Raw genomic sequence first — 14,410 nt, 5'->3', positions numbered from 1 at the left:
ATATATCGAAGGGAATGCAGTAATTAGCAATACAGGAGTATATATGGGAAATCAGGAAATAAGGATCGGATCTCCTTTAGGGGGCATAAAAGGAAAGAAGTTTGCAGTTAAAGGTTTTGTCTACAACATAATCTTTAACGAGTAAGGGGATATATCATGGATCAGGATAGCAAAATAATATCTTTCGTTTTAGGGTTTGAAGACATGATTGCTAAAGCAAGCCGGCATAGTTTTTTCTGCAAGTTAATTATGGGCTTTGTTGACTGCTTCAAAAATACTTGGAGAGACAGCTTTTTAGGACAGGTTGTGGATGGCATGTTTAATATGGAAGCTCACAGAAACTCTGCAGCATATAGGGTGACAAGCAAAGCCATCATGGCTTCACTTAGCTATATAAGTCGTATATTCAGTCTGGAGCAAGGGATTTCTGAGAGCAAATATTTTGCTTTAATCAACTACTCCAAACCTAAAAAAAATAGTATTGAAGAGGATGAAAGTGGAGTGAGGGCTGTTTTTAAGGATAGTTTTATTATGAGACATATTTTTGAGTTCTGGAAGAATGTGGACTAGGGGGTGTATCTATGGAAACTGCATTAAAACTGCTTGGTGGTATAGGTATCTCCGGATTAACCCTCAATAATCCTCTCTTGGGTTTTTACGCTTTGATAATAGCACTGCCTTTTCTGCCCAACGAAGCCACTTTGATTTTTGCAGCAGTGGTAGTGTTTTCCTATGTGATTAAGATTATGACAAATAAAGAGAGGGGCTTTGTCAAGGATCCCATAGCGATGCCTTTGATAGCCTTTGCTTTGGTGCAGATTATAACTACAATTATATCTGTAGACCCTGTGTTGAGTGCTCAGAATCTTGTGGTAAGCCTTGTTAGTCTTGCATTGTATTTTGTAATAGTAAATACTCTTAAGTCCAAAGAGGACTTTGACAGAGCTATCAAGATTTTTATTATTACCGCATTCATATTATCAATCTATGGGATTATACAGTATTTTACCTTGGGTACCACAAGCAAGGCCTGGGTTGATGTGAATCTGAATCCTGATGTGAAAACAAGGGTAGTAGGAACCTTCGGCAATCCTAATGTCTTTGCAGAATATTTGGAGCATATACTGCCCGTTGCAATAACCTTGGTATTTGTCTATAGAAAATGGATGAACAAGATAATAATGACACTGATTGTAGGAGTTATGTTTGTATGTCTTTTAATGACTTTTTCAAGAGGAGCATGGCTGGGTTTTGCTTCTGCAGCGATGTTGTTTGTAATATTGAAAATGGCTAAGTATATTCCTCTTTTTGTAGTGGGAGGTATAGGAGCCATACCTCTTTTGCCACAGGTGATAATCCAGAGAATTAGCACCATAGGCAATGTTCAGGACACTTCCAATGCCTACAGAACCTATATATGGGAAGGAACCATAAACATGATAAAAGACTTTTGGATCACAGGGGTAGGTTACGGCTATTGGGCTTTCAAAAACACATTTTTGGAATACGGAATTAAGGGGAGCAAAGCATGGCACAGCCATAATATGTATCTTGAGATTATGGCAGAGATGGGCATATTTGGGATACTCACTTTTGCATGGGTAGTCCTTTCCATCTTTGTAACAACAATTAAATTTGCTAAAAAGACTAAGGATAGATATTTCAGTTATGTTTCCATAGGGCTGTTGTGCGGATTTTTGTCAATAATGGTACATGGAATTGCAGAGCATATTCTATATATGCCAAAGTCTGTAATACTTTTTTGGATGTTCGCGGCATTTATTACTGCTGCAAGAAACCTGGGTACCAATTTCCAACAATTGCAATAGATTGGGGAGCGTTATATGAAGAAAATAGTGATTTCGGGATATTATGGATTTGGAAACAGTGGTGATGAAGCCATATTAAAATCAATTGTGAGGGACTTCAGGGAAGCAGACCCTGGCATTGAAATAACAGCTTTATCCAACAATCCTGCAAAAACAAGTTCTGAATATGGAATAGATGCAGTTAACCGCTTGAATGTAAAGAGCATAGCAAAGGTTATTAAAAACTGTGATTTATTGATAAGCGGTGGAGGAAGCCTGCTGCAGGATATGACCAGCACCAGATCTTTGCTGTATTATTTGACAGTAATAAAAATAGGTTTAATGTACAATAAAAAAATAATGCTTTATGCCAATGGAATTGGTCCCATAAACTCCCCAACAAATGCTAGAAGGGTGAAAAAGGTTATAGATAAAGTAGATCTCATAACCCTGAGAGAGGAAGAATCATTAAATGCACTTAAGAAAATGGGAGTGGAAAAACCCAGAATCATTGTTACAGCAGATCCGGTTCTGACTACTATGCCCGTTGAAAAAGATAAAGTGGATGCTATCTTTGATAAAGAGGGCATACCCAAAGATAGCAAATTCATTGGTGTAAATATTCGTAAATGGAAGCTGTCAAAGGATTTGGAGGCACAGCTGGCAACTTCCTTGGAATATATATACCATACATATAATCTAATGCCCATATTTATACCCATGTATCAATCGGATACGGAAGTCATGCTGAAAACAGCTGAAATGATGACCGTTCCATATAGAATATTGTCCAAAACCTATGATCCAGAAGAACTTATAGGCATCATGGGTCGAATGGATTTCGTGATTGCCATGAGGCTTCATACTCTCATATATTCGTCAATAACTTCTACCCCCATGTTAGGGCTCATATATGATCCCAAAATAAAGGGATATTTGGATTACATAGGTCAAGGAGCAGCAGGAAATGTGGAGAACATAAACAGTGAAATGATAATTATGGGAGCCCGCCAGATCATGGAAAACTATGAGGATAACAAGAGAAAGCTCGAAAATACTATGATGACTATGAAGAATAAGGCCAAGGAAAATGTGGCTTTAGCATGCCAACTTATGAAAAGCTGAGAGGTGTAAATATGCGAGATACTGTTGAGATAGTTGGAGTTAATATAGATAATATAACATTTGAAGAAGCCGAGAAAAGATGTAAGGAATTTTTACAACAGGATAAGTTGAAGATGATTTTTACCCCAAACAGCGAATTACTTGTAGATGCAGTAAAGGATCCAAATTTTACTGATGTGTTGAACAACGGTGATTTAGTAATACCTGACGGAATAGGAGTAGTCATCGCTTCCAGGTTTTATGGTGTCCCATTGAGGGAAAAGGTTGCAGGCTGTGAGCTTATGAACAGCTTGCTTGAAATAGCTTATACCCAGGAGAAGAGCATGTACTTTCTGGGGGGTAAAGAGGGAGTAGCTGATGAAGCAGTACAGAAGCTAAATCAGAAATATCCTGGTATAAATATTGTGGGATATCATCACGGATATTTCAATGAAGATGAAGAAAAAGAGATAATTCAAGAAATAATAGATAAAAAGCCAGATATTATATTTGTGGCAATGGGTGCACCTAAACAGGAGAAATGGATATATAACCATAGGGATATACTAGATGCCAAAATCGCTATGGGAGTGGGAGGAAGCCTTGATATTTTAGCCGGTAGATCCAAGAGAGCTCCTGAGTTTTATCAGAAAGCAGGATTGGAGTGGTTATACAGATTGCTGAAAGAGCCAAAAAGGTTTTTCAGGATGCTGAAGCTGCCCAAATTTATATTATTAGCTTTTTATGATGCTAAAACAAAATAACCTGAAGGCTTTGCCTGAAGGATCCTATTCAATAGACTAAATATAATAATGATCCAATATTAGAAGGAGGAAAACATGGATAATAAAGCTTTGGAACAATTAAAAGAAAAAGCAAATATTATTAGAAAAGACATAATTGAAATGCTTGCAGAGGCCAAATCAGGCCATCCGGGAGGCTCACTTTCTGCTGTTGAAATTTTGACCTATCTTTATTTCAAGGAGATGAATGTGGATCCCAGCAACCCTCAATGGCAGGATAGAGACAGATTTATACTGTCTAAAGGCCATGGGGCTCCTGTGCTGTATAGCACTTTGGCAGAAAAGGGATATTTCCCTAAAGGAGAGTTGATGAAACTGAGAAAAACAGGAGCTATGCTACAGGGTCATCCTGATATGAAGGGTACTCCTGGAGTTGACATGTCCACAGGTTCATTGGGGCAAGGTCTTTCTGCATCAAATGGTATGGCATTGGCTGCAAAGCTGGATAATAAAAACTACAGGGTTTATGCATTGCTGGGAGATGGAGAAATGCAGGAAGGTCAGGTTTGGGAGGCTGCTATGACATCCGCCCATTATAAGCTGGATAATCTTACTGTGTTTATTGATAACAACGGTCTTCAGATAGATGGAACCAACGAAGAAGTAAAAAATATTAATCCTATAGAGGATAAATGGAAGGTCTTTGGGTGGCATGTTATAACCATAGATGGGCATGATTTGCAGCAAATAGAAAAGGCCGTAGAGGACGCAAAAAATACCAAGGGGAAACCCACTGCCATAATAGCAAAGACTGTGAAAGGCAAAGGCGTATCCTTCATGGAAAATCAAGTAGGCTGGCACGGGGTGGCACCTAATGCAGAACAGAAAGAGCAAGCCTTAAAGGAATTGGAGGTTTTGAAATAATGGCTAATATTGCAACAAGAGAAGCCTATGGAGCAGCTTTAGCAGAGCTGGGCGAAAAGTATAAAAATGTAGTGGTTTTGGATGCAGACCTTTCAAAATCTACCAAAACCAATGACTTTAAAAAGAAATATCCTGAAAGATTTTTCAACATGGGCATATCGGAGCAGGATCTATTGGGAACGGCAGCTGGCTTTGCAACTTGTGGAAAAATTCCCTTTGCCAGTACATTTGCCATGTTCGCCACAGGCAGAGCTTTTGAGCAAATACGAAACTCCATTGCCTATCCTAAACTAAATGTGAAGATTGCTGCCACACATGCCGGAATAACATTGGGAGAAGACGGCGCCTCTCACCAGGCCATAGAAGATGTAGCTATAATGAGAGCGGTACCCAACATGACTATAATCAACCCTGCAGATGCGTTATCAACAAGGAAGGCTATAGAAGCGGCAATACTTCATAATGGTCCCATGTATATCAGACTAGGGAGGCTTGGAGTACCTGAAGTATACAAGAACGACATAGATTTTGAGATAGGCAAAGGAATAATCCTAGAAGAAGGAAGGGATGTGACTATAATAGCCGCAGGCTTTATGGTTCATATTGCACTGGAAGCCTCAGCCATGTTAAATGAGGAAGGCATTTCAGCAGAAGTAATAGATATGCATACCATAAAACCAATAGACAAGGAGCTCATAATCAATTCAGCGAAAAAAACAGGGGCAATTGTTACCGCTGAAGAGCATAATATAATAGGAGGTCTTGGTGGAGCTGTAGCCGAAGTCCTCTGCGAAGAATACCCTGTTCCAATGGTGAGGGTTGGGATAAAGGATGTATTCGGCCAATCGGGAAAACCTATGGAACTGGTAGATTTATATGGCATCAGCCCAAAGGATGTTGCTGAAGCAGCAAAGCAGGCAATAGAGAAGAAATAGCTTTCTATTACGAAGGTGATGGGAACTATCTGGTTGCCTAGTGAAAAATTAGTGAGCCGATTTTTCTAATAGGGGGGGTTTTCATGAGTAAATACAGAGAATTATCTGCTAGTGAACTAGCCAACAAATGCAAATGTGAGGAGTTAGGATTTCAGACTACTGCAGAGTTGGAACCGTTGGATGGTATAATTGGTCAGGAAAGAGCAGTATCGGCCATGGAGTTTGGTCTTACCATAAAAAGAACCGGCTACAACATATTTGTGGCAGGGTTAACAGGAACAGGCAGGAGCAGCTATGCAAAATCCATATCTAAGAAGATAGCCGAGACAGAAAAGACTCCCGATGACTGGTGCTATGTCTATAATTTTAAAAATCCTGACAGACCCAAAGCTATCAACCTCCCAACGGGTAAGGGACATGTTTTTGTAAAAGATATGAGAAAACTGGTCAAGATGCTTAAGCTTAACATACCTAAGGCCTTTGAGAGTGAAGAATATGAAAGGCAAAGGAGAGAAATTCTTGAAGACTTTCAGAATCAGAGCTCAGATATTATGGAGGACTTTAACAGGTATGTCAATGAGCAAGGCTTTATGCTGAAAAGAAGCGACCAGGGTCTCCTCACAATTCCAATGGTTAATGGCAAGCCTATGGAGGAAGGAGAGTTCATCAATCTGGAAACCTCCAAAAGAAAAGATTTGGAAGAAAAATCTTATATAGTGCAGAAGAAGCTCATGGAATATATGAAGAAGATAAGGGATATGGAGAAAAATGCAAGGGACAAAATAGAACAGTTGGAAGCAAAGATTGCATTGGTTACGGTGGAGCAGCCTATACATGAGCTTATGGAAAAATACTCTGCACATAAAAATGTAATCAACTATCTAGCATCGGTTCAGAAGGATATTATTCAAAACATCGATGATTTTAGAAAAATTGATAAGGAAAAAGTAGAAGATATTGAACTGCTTGAAAAAATAAATGTGAAGGATTTCACCACCAAATATAAGGTGAATCTCATAATAGACAATAGAGAGACCAAGGGTGCACCTGTGGTTGTAGAACCTCATCCTAAATATTACAATCTCCTGGGCAGGATTGATTATGAAAGCAATATGGGAGCAGTTACCACTGACTTTACTAAAATAAAGCCGGGCTCCATTCATGCTGCCAATGGGGGATATTTGATAATCAACATGTCTGATATAGCCAAAAGCCCGGAAAGCTGGGATGGACTAAAAAGAGCTCTTAAAAATAATAGTATAGCCATAGAGAATATTTATCCAAATACTGGACTTGTCTCAGGTGGACTTAAGCCGGAACCTATACCTTTGAATGTGAAGGTAATACTGTTAGGGAACAATAGCCTGTATCAGATGTTGTACAACTATGACGAGGACTTTAGAAAACTCTTTAAGATAAAAGCAGATTTTGATATGGAGATGCCATCTGAAGAGGAAAATATAAATAAATATTCCAGATTTATAAGCTCCCACTGCAGAGAGAAGGATTTGCTCCATTTTGACTGTACCGCAGTATCGGTAGTAATAGACTATAGCAGAAGGCTTGCAGATCATAAGCACAAGCTGTCTACCCGCTTTAATGATATTGTGGAGATATTATATGAAGCAGATGCATGGGCCAGGATCGATTCATCAGATATTGTAAGGGATATCCATGTGAAGAAGGCTATACAGCAGAAAAAATACAGATCCAACAAGATAGAAGAAAAGCTGCAGGAACTGATTGATACAGGAGTAATACTAATATCTACCGAAGAAAAGGTTGTAGGCCAGGTCAATGGATTATCTGTCATGGATATAGGAGACTATGCCTTCGGTAAGCCTAGCAGAGTCACTGCTACCACCTTTGCGGGGGATAAGGGTATTACCAATATAGAAAGAGAAGTGGAAATGAGCGGTAGCATACATGACAAAGGTGTACTGATTCTCTCAGGTTATCTTGGAGAAAAATTTGCTCAGGAATTTCCACTGACCCTATCTGCTCATATATGCTTTGAGCAGCTTTATGACGGAGTTGAAGGAGACAGCGCTTCCTCAACGGAACTCTACGCTTTGCTGTCCAGCCTTTCGGAAGTACCTATTAAGCAATATATTGCAGTTACCGGCTCGGTAAACCAAAAAGGAAAAATTCAGCCCATAGGTGGAGTAAATGAGAAAATTGAAGGCTTCTTTGAAACCTGCAAGCATAGGGGACTCACTGGAAAAGAAGGAGTCATGATACCTCATCAGAATGTGGTTAATTTGATGCTCAATGATGAAGTCATAGAAGCGGTGGAAAAAGGTTTGTTCCATATATATCCTGTAACAACCATAGAGGAAGGGATTGAAATACTTACCGACATGCCTGCCGGTTCTATGAGTGAAGATGGTAGATATCCGGAAGGAACTCTCTATAATCTTGTGCAAAAGAAGATTGAAAAATATGCCCGACTGGTAGAGGAGTTTGACGGGGAATAGAATAGAGGCGGCCTTCGCGGCCGCCCTTATCTATATTGCTCACATGTTATGATTTCATTTTCTGTTACTATGTAGTCCATAGGTACATCATATTCAGATGGCGTTATGCTATCCACAACTTGAAAGGAGTAACATACTGCAATTTTTAATATATTTTTTGTAAGAGTGTTAAAAAATTTATCATAGTATCCAGCTCCATAGCCTATCCTGTTACCCCTTCTATCAAAAACCGCACCGGGTACTATTGCCATATCCAATATACATCTGTTTACGATCCTTATATGGTCTTTCACAGGCTCCATAATACCAAATTTGCTGGGTTTCAGTTTATCCCAGCCTTCAAATTTGCACAGCACAATTTCTTTAATTTGAGTATTGCATAGGGGAATGTACAATTGCTTATTTTTTTCCATGCAATCATCTATAATGGGTTTGGTCATAACCTCTTTATTAAAGCTTAAGAATGTGAATATATGATTAGCTTCAGTATACATGGAAGTACTGATAAGCCTGTCTTTAATCTGCAGGCTTTTCTCTGTCACTTCTTCAGTAGTAAGTGAATCTCTGATGGTCAACATTTTTTCTCTTAATTCACTTTTCATCCAATCACCTCACTAATATATTGTGGAGCTTCTATAACTATGACTTATTATTAACAATCCAATATATATTCTATATCAAAATACATATTATTGCTATCAGACTTTTTAATTATTATATGCTCAATACTATCAGACTTTTTTATCACTTAATCGTATAAATAGATGACATGAATAGTTGATGGAGGTTTTTTATATGAAAAAGGATCATAATATATTTATCGGTGTTTTATTCATAATAGTTGGAACTTTGTTCCTGGTCTCCAATTTAGGTTACTTTAACTTTTCTTGGAGTTATGTATGGCCCCTTGCCCTTTTAGCTCCTGGTGTCTATCTTCATTTCTCCTTCTTCACAGGTTTGGATAAAAATCCGGGCATTTTGGTACCGGCGGGAATATTAACCACTTATGGACTGCTCTTCTATGCCAATGTTATTTTTGGATGGGGATTGATGGCGGACCTTTGGCCTGTATTTTTGATAGGCATATCCATAGGCTTGATGGAGCTATACTTCTTTGGAAGCAGAGACAAGGCGTTGCTCATTCCTATTGCTATTTTAGGTGGTCTTGGACTGATATTTCTGACTGATACAGTATATATACTCAATAGGAAATACTTAGCTCCTGCTTTTCTCATAGTATTGGGAATACTGATACTTACAAAGAATGATAATAGAAAGAGTAAACCTCATAGACAGCAGCATCACCAACAGCAAAGTCAGCCTGTAGATAATAGTGAAGTAATAGCTGAAAAAGATAAATCAGAGTAGAATAGTTGAGAAATAAGTCCTAATTTGAAACGGGGCTTATTTTTTATGCCCTTTTATACAAATTTATAAAGGAATTTATGGTTTTATGTAGAAGATATAAAAATATGCGCGAAAGGTTGTGGTTTAATGATAGAACTGGTTAATGTAAGTAAAACTTTTAGTGATGGTCACAAAGCCTTAAAAAATATCAATATTAAGATAGATAACGGAGAATTTGTATTTTTAGTAGGTCCCAGCGGTGCAGGAAAATCCACTTTGATAAAACTGCTGCTCAAGGAGATAGACCCGGATCAAGGCAATATAATAATAAATGGCAAGGATGTAACAAAGCTGAAAAGAAGAGAAATACCTTTCCTGAGAAGAAGCATAGGGGTTGTGTTTCAAGACTTCCGACTGCTTCAGGAAAAGACAGTGTATGAGAATGTGGCCTTTGCCATGGAAGTAGTAGAAGCACCTCCCAAAGAAATCAGAAGACAGGTGCCTATAATACTAAGCCTTGTAGGGCTTAGCAAGAAGTCCAATCTATATCCCAGCCAGCTTTCCGGAGGAGAGCAGCAGAGGGTTTCTCTGGCCAGAGCCATAGTAAATGGCCCATCCATACTTATCGCGGACGAGCCTACGGGAAACTTGGATCCGGATACATCATGGGAAGTTATGAAGAGCCTTAATGAGATAAACCATAGAGGAACAACCGTACTCATGGCAACCCATGCCAAGGATATTGTCGATGCCATGAGAAAAAGGGTTATAGCCATCGAAGACGGAACCATAGCCCGTGATGACATGAAAGGCGGGTATGGAGTATGAAGATAAGAACATACAAATATTTTATAAAGCAATCAGGAAAGAGCATATGGAGAAACAAGGTTATGAGCCTGGCGTCCATAGGTTCTGTTATGTCGGCACTGCTGGTTATAGGAATATTCTTAATATTGGTGTTGAATGTGGACTATCTGGCGGCGAAGCTGGAATCTCAAGTGGAGATAAAGGTCCATCTTATGGATGGATTGAGTAAGAATATTATAGAAGATATCAACAAGGAGATTAAAGGCCTGACAGGAGTGAAGAACTCTGTATTTGTATCAAAGGATGAAGCTTTAAAAGAGTTCAGCGAATCCTTGGGTGAGAATTCCTATCTTCTTGAAGGATTGGAGGGGGACAATCCATTGTCCGACTCCTTTGTAGTGACTCTTGAGGATCCCAGACTTGCTCCTCAGGTTACTTTGGCTATAAAAGCCATGTCAAATATTGAAAATGTGGTTTATGGTAAAGAAGAGCTTGAAAAGCTCTTGGATATTACATATTTCCTCAGGATAGGGAGTCTTGCCATAGTGGCAATATTATTCTTGATATCCGTATTCATCATATCCAATACTATAAAGCTTACGGTTTTTGCCAGACGAAGAGAGATAGGAATAATGAAATATATTGGTGCCACCGATTGGTTTGTAAGGGGACCCTTCTTCTTTGAAGGAGTTTTGTTAGGCTTGATAGGAAGCATTATTTCCATTGGTTTGTTAGCTACAGGCTATTATTTTATAGCCAAATATATAGAGCAGCAGATGTTTGGCCTTCTGGTAATATCCCTAATGCCTTTCCATGAGATATTAAATAACCTGGTTATTGCTCTTTTGATTTTCGGAGTAATAATAGGTTCTCTCGGAAGCATGATATCCATCAGAAAATTCCTTAAGGTTTAATGGAGGGTTTGAAGATGAAGTATAAGAAAAGTATAGCTTTATTGCTGGCAATAATATTATGCCTTTCAGTTGTTCCAGTTTATGGACAGAAGTATTATGATGATGTGAAAGATCTTCAAAAACAACTGGAAGAAACCAGGAAAAAGATTGAACTGACTAAAGCTCAGCAGGCTGCTAAGCAAAAGGAAAGCAAAAACGTATCCAATCAGATTGTGGAATTGGACAGGAAATTGGAAGAAGCGGAAAAAAGCCTTGAGATAGTAGAAGGACAAATATCTGAACTGGAAGGCAAAATAGCCATAACCCAAAGGGAGCTGGACAGGGCTACCGAAGAAGCCGAAACTCAAAAAGAGCTGCTTAACAAAAGGGTAAGAGTCATGTATCAAAATGGCAGTTCAAGCTATTTGGCAGTCCTGCTTAATGCTACAAGCTTCAGTGATTTCATATCCAGATTGGATTTAATGAGAAAGATAATAAACTATGATGTAAACCTGCTAAAGGAAAGAAAAACAATTAGGGACAACATCGATCAAAAGAAGCAACAGCTTGAATACGAACAACAGCAGAAGGAAGTATTAAAAAATGATTTAAGCAGCAAAAAAGAAGAAGTAGAATCTGTTAAGAGCCAAAAAGAACAGGTGTTAAAAGAGGTATATAAAGATCTGAAAGAGCTGGAAAGACAAGAGGACAAGCTCTTGGAAGAATCTGCTGCACTGACAAAGAAAATACTTCAGTTGCAGAGTTCGGAAGATTACATAGGCGGAGAGATGGCATGGCCTTCTCCAGGATATACTAAGGTAACTTCACCCTACGGTTATAGAACACATCCCATACTAAAAACTAAGAGAATGCATACAGGAGTGGATCTGGCAGTTCCATCAGGCAGTAATATTGTTGCCGCCAATGCAGGGAAGGTAATATTGGCGAAATATAATGGAGGTTATGGCAACACAGTAATAATAGACCATGGTGGTAAAATTTCCACACTATATGCCCATAATTCCAAGCTCTTGGTTAAGGAAGGCGATATAGTAACAAGAGGCCAGGTTATAGCAAAATCAGGCAGTACTGGTTTATCAACCGGACCTCATCTCCATTTTGAAGTAAGGATAAATGGTAATCATACAGACCCCATACCATATATAACTAAAAGTAAAAAATAAGAGCTGTGCTAAGTCACAGCTTTTTTAGTTAAGACCCAGTTTATATTGCATAAGTATAGGGAATAATATACAATGGTATTGCAAACCATTTGCAAAGACATAAATCTGGAGTGAATCGAGTTGAAGGATATGGAAGATATAGTGTTGAGAGGAGAGAAAATATCATTCTCCTATGATGGCGTGAAAGTGCTGAAAGATTGCAGCTTCTCAGTGAGGAATAAGGATTTTGCTGCTGTAGTAGGTTCTAACGGCGCAGGGAAGAGTACCCTCCTTAAGATATGCCTTGGTCTATTGAAACCGGATCAAGGTAAAGTATGGTTGTTTGAGAGGTTAATAGATAAATTCCAGGAATGGGATAAGATAGGTTATGTGCCTCAAAGGATTCTGAATCTGAATCTTGGATTTCCTGCCACAGTTGAGGAAGTTGTAAGTTCGCCTTTATATACCACAAAGAAGTTAAAGGATATGAGTAGGAAGAACAAGACGGATTTGACAGACAAAGCTTTAAGAGCTGTAGGCATGGCAGATTATAAGGATAGGCTCATAGGAAGGCTCTCAGCGGGACAGCAGCAAAGAATATTTATTGCAAAGGCTTTGATAAGCTCACCGCAGCTTTTGGTTTTGGATGAGCCTACAACAGGGATAGATAATGAGACAGAAGAGGATTTCTACAATCTGATATACAAGCTGAACAAGGATGATGGAATAACTATAGTTATGGTAACCCATGATTATACAGATATAAAGTCAATGGTTAACAGAGTAATACAAATAAGTGATGGCAGCATATCAGATAATATTCATAATTATGGAGATGGAGATAGAAAATGATGGAGATATTTCAATATGAATTTATGCAGAGGGCATTTATAGCAGGTGTTATGGTAGCTATTACTTGTCCTCTTATAGGGATTTTTATAGTATTAAGAAGATTATCCATGATTGGCGATACTCTATCTCATGCATCTTTAGCAGGCATAGCAGCAGGCATGCTCTGGGGATTCTACCCATTCTGGGGTGCACTCATGTTTTCTGTAGTAGGAGCCGTTGCTATTGAAAAGCTGAGAAAAACATTCTCAAAGTATGCGGAGATATCCAATTCCATCATACTATCTACTGGAATTGGTCTTGCTGTAGTTATGATTGGATTGGCAAAAGGTTTCAATACGGATTTGATGGGATATATGTTTGGCAGTATTGCGGCAGTAAATTCTCAGGATATATATATCATGGGCACTCTGAGCCTTATAATAATTATATCCGTAGTAATATTGCATAAGAAACTGTTTTATATAGCTTTTGATGAAGAAGGAGCCCAGATTTCCGGTATAGCAGTAAGCTTTCTCAATATGTATTTAACGATACTGACAGGTCTTACTGTGGTGGTTTCAATGAGAATAGTAGGGATATTCATGGTGTCATCTATGTTGGTTGTTCCTGTGGCAGCCGCCATACAGACTGGGAAAGGATTTATAAAAACTATTATTATATCTGTTCTTTTCGCATTGATATCGGTTATTTTTGGACTTATTCTATCTTATTACTTAGATATAGCCCCTGGTGGAACCATTGTGCTGCTTTCCGTTGCAATACTGCTTGGTGTTCTCTTTATAAAAGCTGTGAGAAAGGGAAAATAATTTTTTGGTGGTGATAGGCTTGAATATTAAAGTCAATGCTGAAGAAATACTGAAAAATAGTGGATATAAGCTTACGCAACAGAGAAGAGTAATAATTGAAGTATTAAGAAATGGTGGAGGTCCATATACCGCAAATGAGATATTTTCTCTTGTAAGTGATAAATATTCTGGTATTAATTTTTCTACTATATATAGGAATCTTGAACTTTTAGTCAGGTTGGGTATAGTTGAAAAGCTCAGTATAATTGATGGTTACTGTCATTTCAAATTAGCAGGAGAAAACCACCACCATCATATTATATGCAATAAATGCGGCCAGATAAAAGAGATAGACATATGCCCTTTCAGTGAAATACTGAGAAAAGCAAAGCTTGAAGACCTTGATTTTGAACCAACTGAACATAAGTTTGAGATATATGGAATATGCAGCAAATGCAAAGGTAAGGAATAAATTTTAAATATATCAAAATAACTCCACATAAATAGTATTAATGATATAATTACTTAATAGAATATTAATGGCACACAAAATGCATATCAGGACCCAAAAA

At 38.3% G+C, this 14,410-nt stretch carries 16 protein-coding genes; 15 read left to right on the top strand and 1 reads right to left on the bottom strand.

What is annotated here, in order from left to right:
- Nucleotides 1-4: 4 nt before the first annotated feature.
- The 8 genes from ACESM9_RS10745 to ACESM9_RS10710 all read left to right on the top strand — a co-directional run bounded on the left by ACESM9_RS10745 (nt 5) and on the right by ACESM9_RS10710 (nt 7,991).
- The gene (locus ACESM9_RS10745; protein ID WP_372998142.1) at nt 5-145 is read left to right on the top strand and encodes a hypothetical protein; all 141 of its coding nucleotides are present in this window, start codon (nt 5-7) and stop codon (nt 143-145) included.
- 11 nt (nt 146-156) lie between these two features.
- Entirely contained in the window at nt 157-570 is a 414-nt protein-coding gene (locus ACESM9_RS10740; RefSeq protein WP_372998137.1) for a hypothetical protein, read from the top strand.
- An 11-nt stretch (nt 571-581) separates the two neighbouring features.
- Entirely contained in the window at nt 582-1,829 is a 1,248-nt protein-coding gene (locus tag ACESM9_RS10735; protein WP_372998134.1) for an O-antigen ligase family protein, read from the top strand.
- 15 nt (nt 1,830-1,844) lie between these two features.
- Complete coding sequence (gene csaB, locus ACESM9_RS10730; protein ID WP_372998131.1) at nt 1,845-2,933, top strand: polysaccharide pyruvyl transferase CsaB; 1,089 nt, start codon at nt 1,845-1,847, stop codon at nt 2,931-2,933.
- Between the two features lie 11 nt (nt 2,934-2,944).
- A complete protein-coding gene (locus ACESM9_RS10725) occupies nt 2,945-3,676 on the top strand; it encodes a WecB/TagA/CpsF family glycosyltransferase (RefSeq protein ID WP_372998129.1) in 732 nt (243 codons plus the stop codon).
- A 75-nt stretch (nt 3,677-3,751) separates the two neighbouring features.
- Nucleotides 3,752-4,579: a transketolase gene (locus tag ACESM9_RS10720; RefSeq protein WP_372998125.1), complete on the top strand. Its 828-nt coding sequence runs from the start codon at nt 3,752-3,754 to the stop codon at nt 4,577-4,579.
- A complete protein-coding gene (locus ACESM9_RS10715) occupies nt 4,579-5,514 on the top strand; it encodes a transketolase family protein (RefSeq protein ID WP_372998122.1) in 936 nt (311 codons plus the stop codon). Before ACESM9_RS10720 ends, ACESM9_RS10715 begins: the two co-directional genes overlap by 1 nt.
- Before the next feature lie 83 nt (nt 5,515-5,597).
- Nucleotides 5,598-7,991, top strand: coding sequence for a Lon protease family protein (locus tag ACESM9_RS10710; RefSeq protein ID WP_372998119.1), 2,394 nt, complete (start codon nt 5,598-5,600; stop codon nt 7,989-7,991).
- Between the two features lie 26 nt (nt 7,992-8,017).
- Here the strand turns inward: ACESM9_RS10710 and ACESM9_RS10705 are convergent, their stop codons facing one another.
- Nucleotides 8,018-8,593, bottom strand: a complete 576-nt coding sequence (locus ACESM9_RS10705; RefSeq protein ID WP_372998116.1) for a 5-formyltetrahydrofolate cyclo-ligase — start codon at nt 8,591-8,593, stop codon at nt 8,018-8,020.
- Nucleotides 8,594-8,786: 193 nt separating this feature from the next.
- Between ACESM9_RS10705 and ACESM9_RS10700 the strand changes: the two genes are divergently transcribed.
- From ACESM9_RS10700 to ACESM9_RS10670, 7 genes are all read left to right on the top strand, one after another.
- The gene (locus ACESM9_RS10700) at nt 8,787-9,359 is read left to right on the top strand and encodes a LiaI-LiaF-like domain-containing protein (protein WP_372998113.1); all 573 of its coding nucleotides are present in this window, start codon (nt 8,787-8,789) and stop codon (nt 9,357-9,359) included.
- Between the two features lie 126 nt (nt 9,360-9,485).
- Nucleotides 9,486-10,166, top strand: a complete 681-nt coding sequence (gene ftsE, locus ACESM9_RS10695) for a cell division ATP-binding protein FtsE (RefSeq protein ID WP_372998110.1) — start codon at nt 9,486-9,488, stop codon at nt 10,164-10,166.
- Nucleotides 10,163-11,059, top strand: a complete 897-nt coding sequence (gene ftsX, locus ACESM9_RS10690) for a permease-like cell division protein FtsX (RefSeq protein ID WP_372998107.1) — start codon at nt 10,163-10,165, stop codon at nt 11,057-11,059. The genes ftsE and ftsX overlap by 4 nt, the downstream gene beginning before the upstream one ends.
- 14 nt (nt 11,060-11,073) lie before the next feature.
- Nucleotides 11,074-12,222, top strand: coding sequence for a murein hydrolase activator EnvC family protein (locus tag ACESM9_RS10685; protein ID WP_372998104.1), 1,149 nt, complete (start codon nt 11,074-11,076; stop codon nt 12,220-12,222).
- 129 nt (nt 12,223-12,351) lie between these two features.
- Complete coding sequence (locus ACESM9_RS10680) at nt 12,352-13,053, top strand: metal ABC transporter ATP-binding protein (protein ID WP_372998140.1); 702 nt, start codon at nt 12,352-12,354, stop codon at nt 13,051-13,053.
- The gene (locus ACESM9_RS10675; protein ID WP_372998100.1) at nt 13,050-13,859 is read left to right on the top strand and encodes a metal ABC transporter permease; all 810 of its coding nucleotides are present in this window, start codon (nt 13,050-13,052) and stop codon (nt 13,857-13,859) included. The genes ACESM9_RS10680 and ACESM9_RS10675 overlap by 4 nt, the downstream gene beginning before the upstream one ends.
- A 19-nt stretch (nt 13,860-13,878) precedes the next feature.
- Complete coding sequence (locus ACESM9_RS10670; protein ID WP_372998097.1) at nt 13,879-14,310, top strand: Fur family transcriptional regulator; 432 nt, start codon at nt 13,879-13,881, stop codon at nt 14,308-14,310.
- Nucleotides 14,311-14,410: the final 100 nt, after the last annotated feature.

It is taken from the genome of Lutispora sp. (assembly GCF_041687175.1).
GTDB lineage: Bacteria > Bacillota > Clostridia > Lutisporales > Lutisporaceae > Lutispora.
The sequence above is the reverse complement of the archived record's forward strand: the minus strand, read 5'-3'. Positions and strand labels throughout refer to the sequence as shown.

Bases quoted from the DNA above. Each gene is read 5' to 3' on its own strand.
- ACESM9_RS10740 (WP_372998137.1), top strand. From the start codon at position 157: ATGGATCAGGATAGCAAAATAATATCTTTCGTTTTAGGGTTTGAAGAC.
- ACESM9_RS10680 (WP_372998140.1), top strand. From the start codon at position 12,352: ATGGAAGATATAGTGTTGAGAGGAGAGAAAATATCATTCTCCTATGAT.
- ftsX (WP_372998107.1), top strand. From the start codon at position 10,163: ATGAAGATAAGAACATACAAATATTTTATAAAGCAATCAGGAAAGAGC.
- ACESM9_RS10725 (WP_372998129.1), top strand. From the start codon at position 2,945: ATGCGAGATACTGTTGAGATAGTTGGAGTTAATATAGATAATATAACA.
- ACESM9_RS10720 (WP_372998125.1), top strand. From the start codon at position 3,752: ATGGATAATAAAGCTTTGGAACAATTAAAAGAAAAAGCAAATATTATT.
- ACESM9_RS10700 (WP_372998113.1), top strand. From the start codon at position 8,787: ATGAAAAAGGATCATAATATATTTATCGGTGTTTTATTCATAATAGTT.
- ACESM9_RS10710 (WP_372998119.1), top strand. From the start codon at position 5,598: ATGAGTAAATACAGAGAATTATCTGCTAGTGAACTAGCCAACAAATGC.
- ACESM9_RS10685 (WP_372998104.1), top strand. From the start codon at position 11,074: ATGAAGTATAAGAAAAGTATAGCTTTATTGCTGGCAATAATATTATGC.
- ACESM9_RS10715 (WP_372998122.1), top strand. From the start codon at position 4,579: ATGGCTAATATTGCAACAAGAGAAGCCTATGGAGCAGCTTTAGCAGAG.
- csaB (WP_372998131.1), top strand. From the start codon at position 1,845: ATGAAGAAAATAGTGATTTCGGGATATTATGGATTTGGAAACAGTGGT.
- ACESM9_RS10735 (WP_372998134.1), top strand. From the start codon at position 582: ATGGAAACTGCATTAAAACTGCTTGGTGGTATAGGTATCTCCGGATTA.
- ACESM9_RS10675 (WP_372998100.1), top strand. From the start codon at position 13,050: ATGATGGAGATATTTCAATATGAATTTATGCAGAGGGCATTTATAGCA.
- ACESM9_RS10705 (WP_372998116.1), bottom strand. From the start codon at position 8,593: ATGAAAAGTGAATTAAGAGAAAAAATGTTGACCATCAGAGATTCACTT.
- ftsE (WP_372998110.1), top strand. From the start codon at position 9,486: ATGATAGAACTGGTTAATGTAAGTAAAACTTTTAGTGATGGTCACAAA.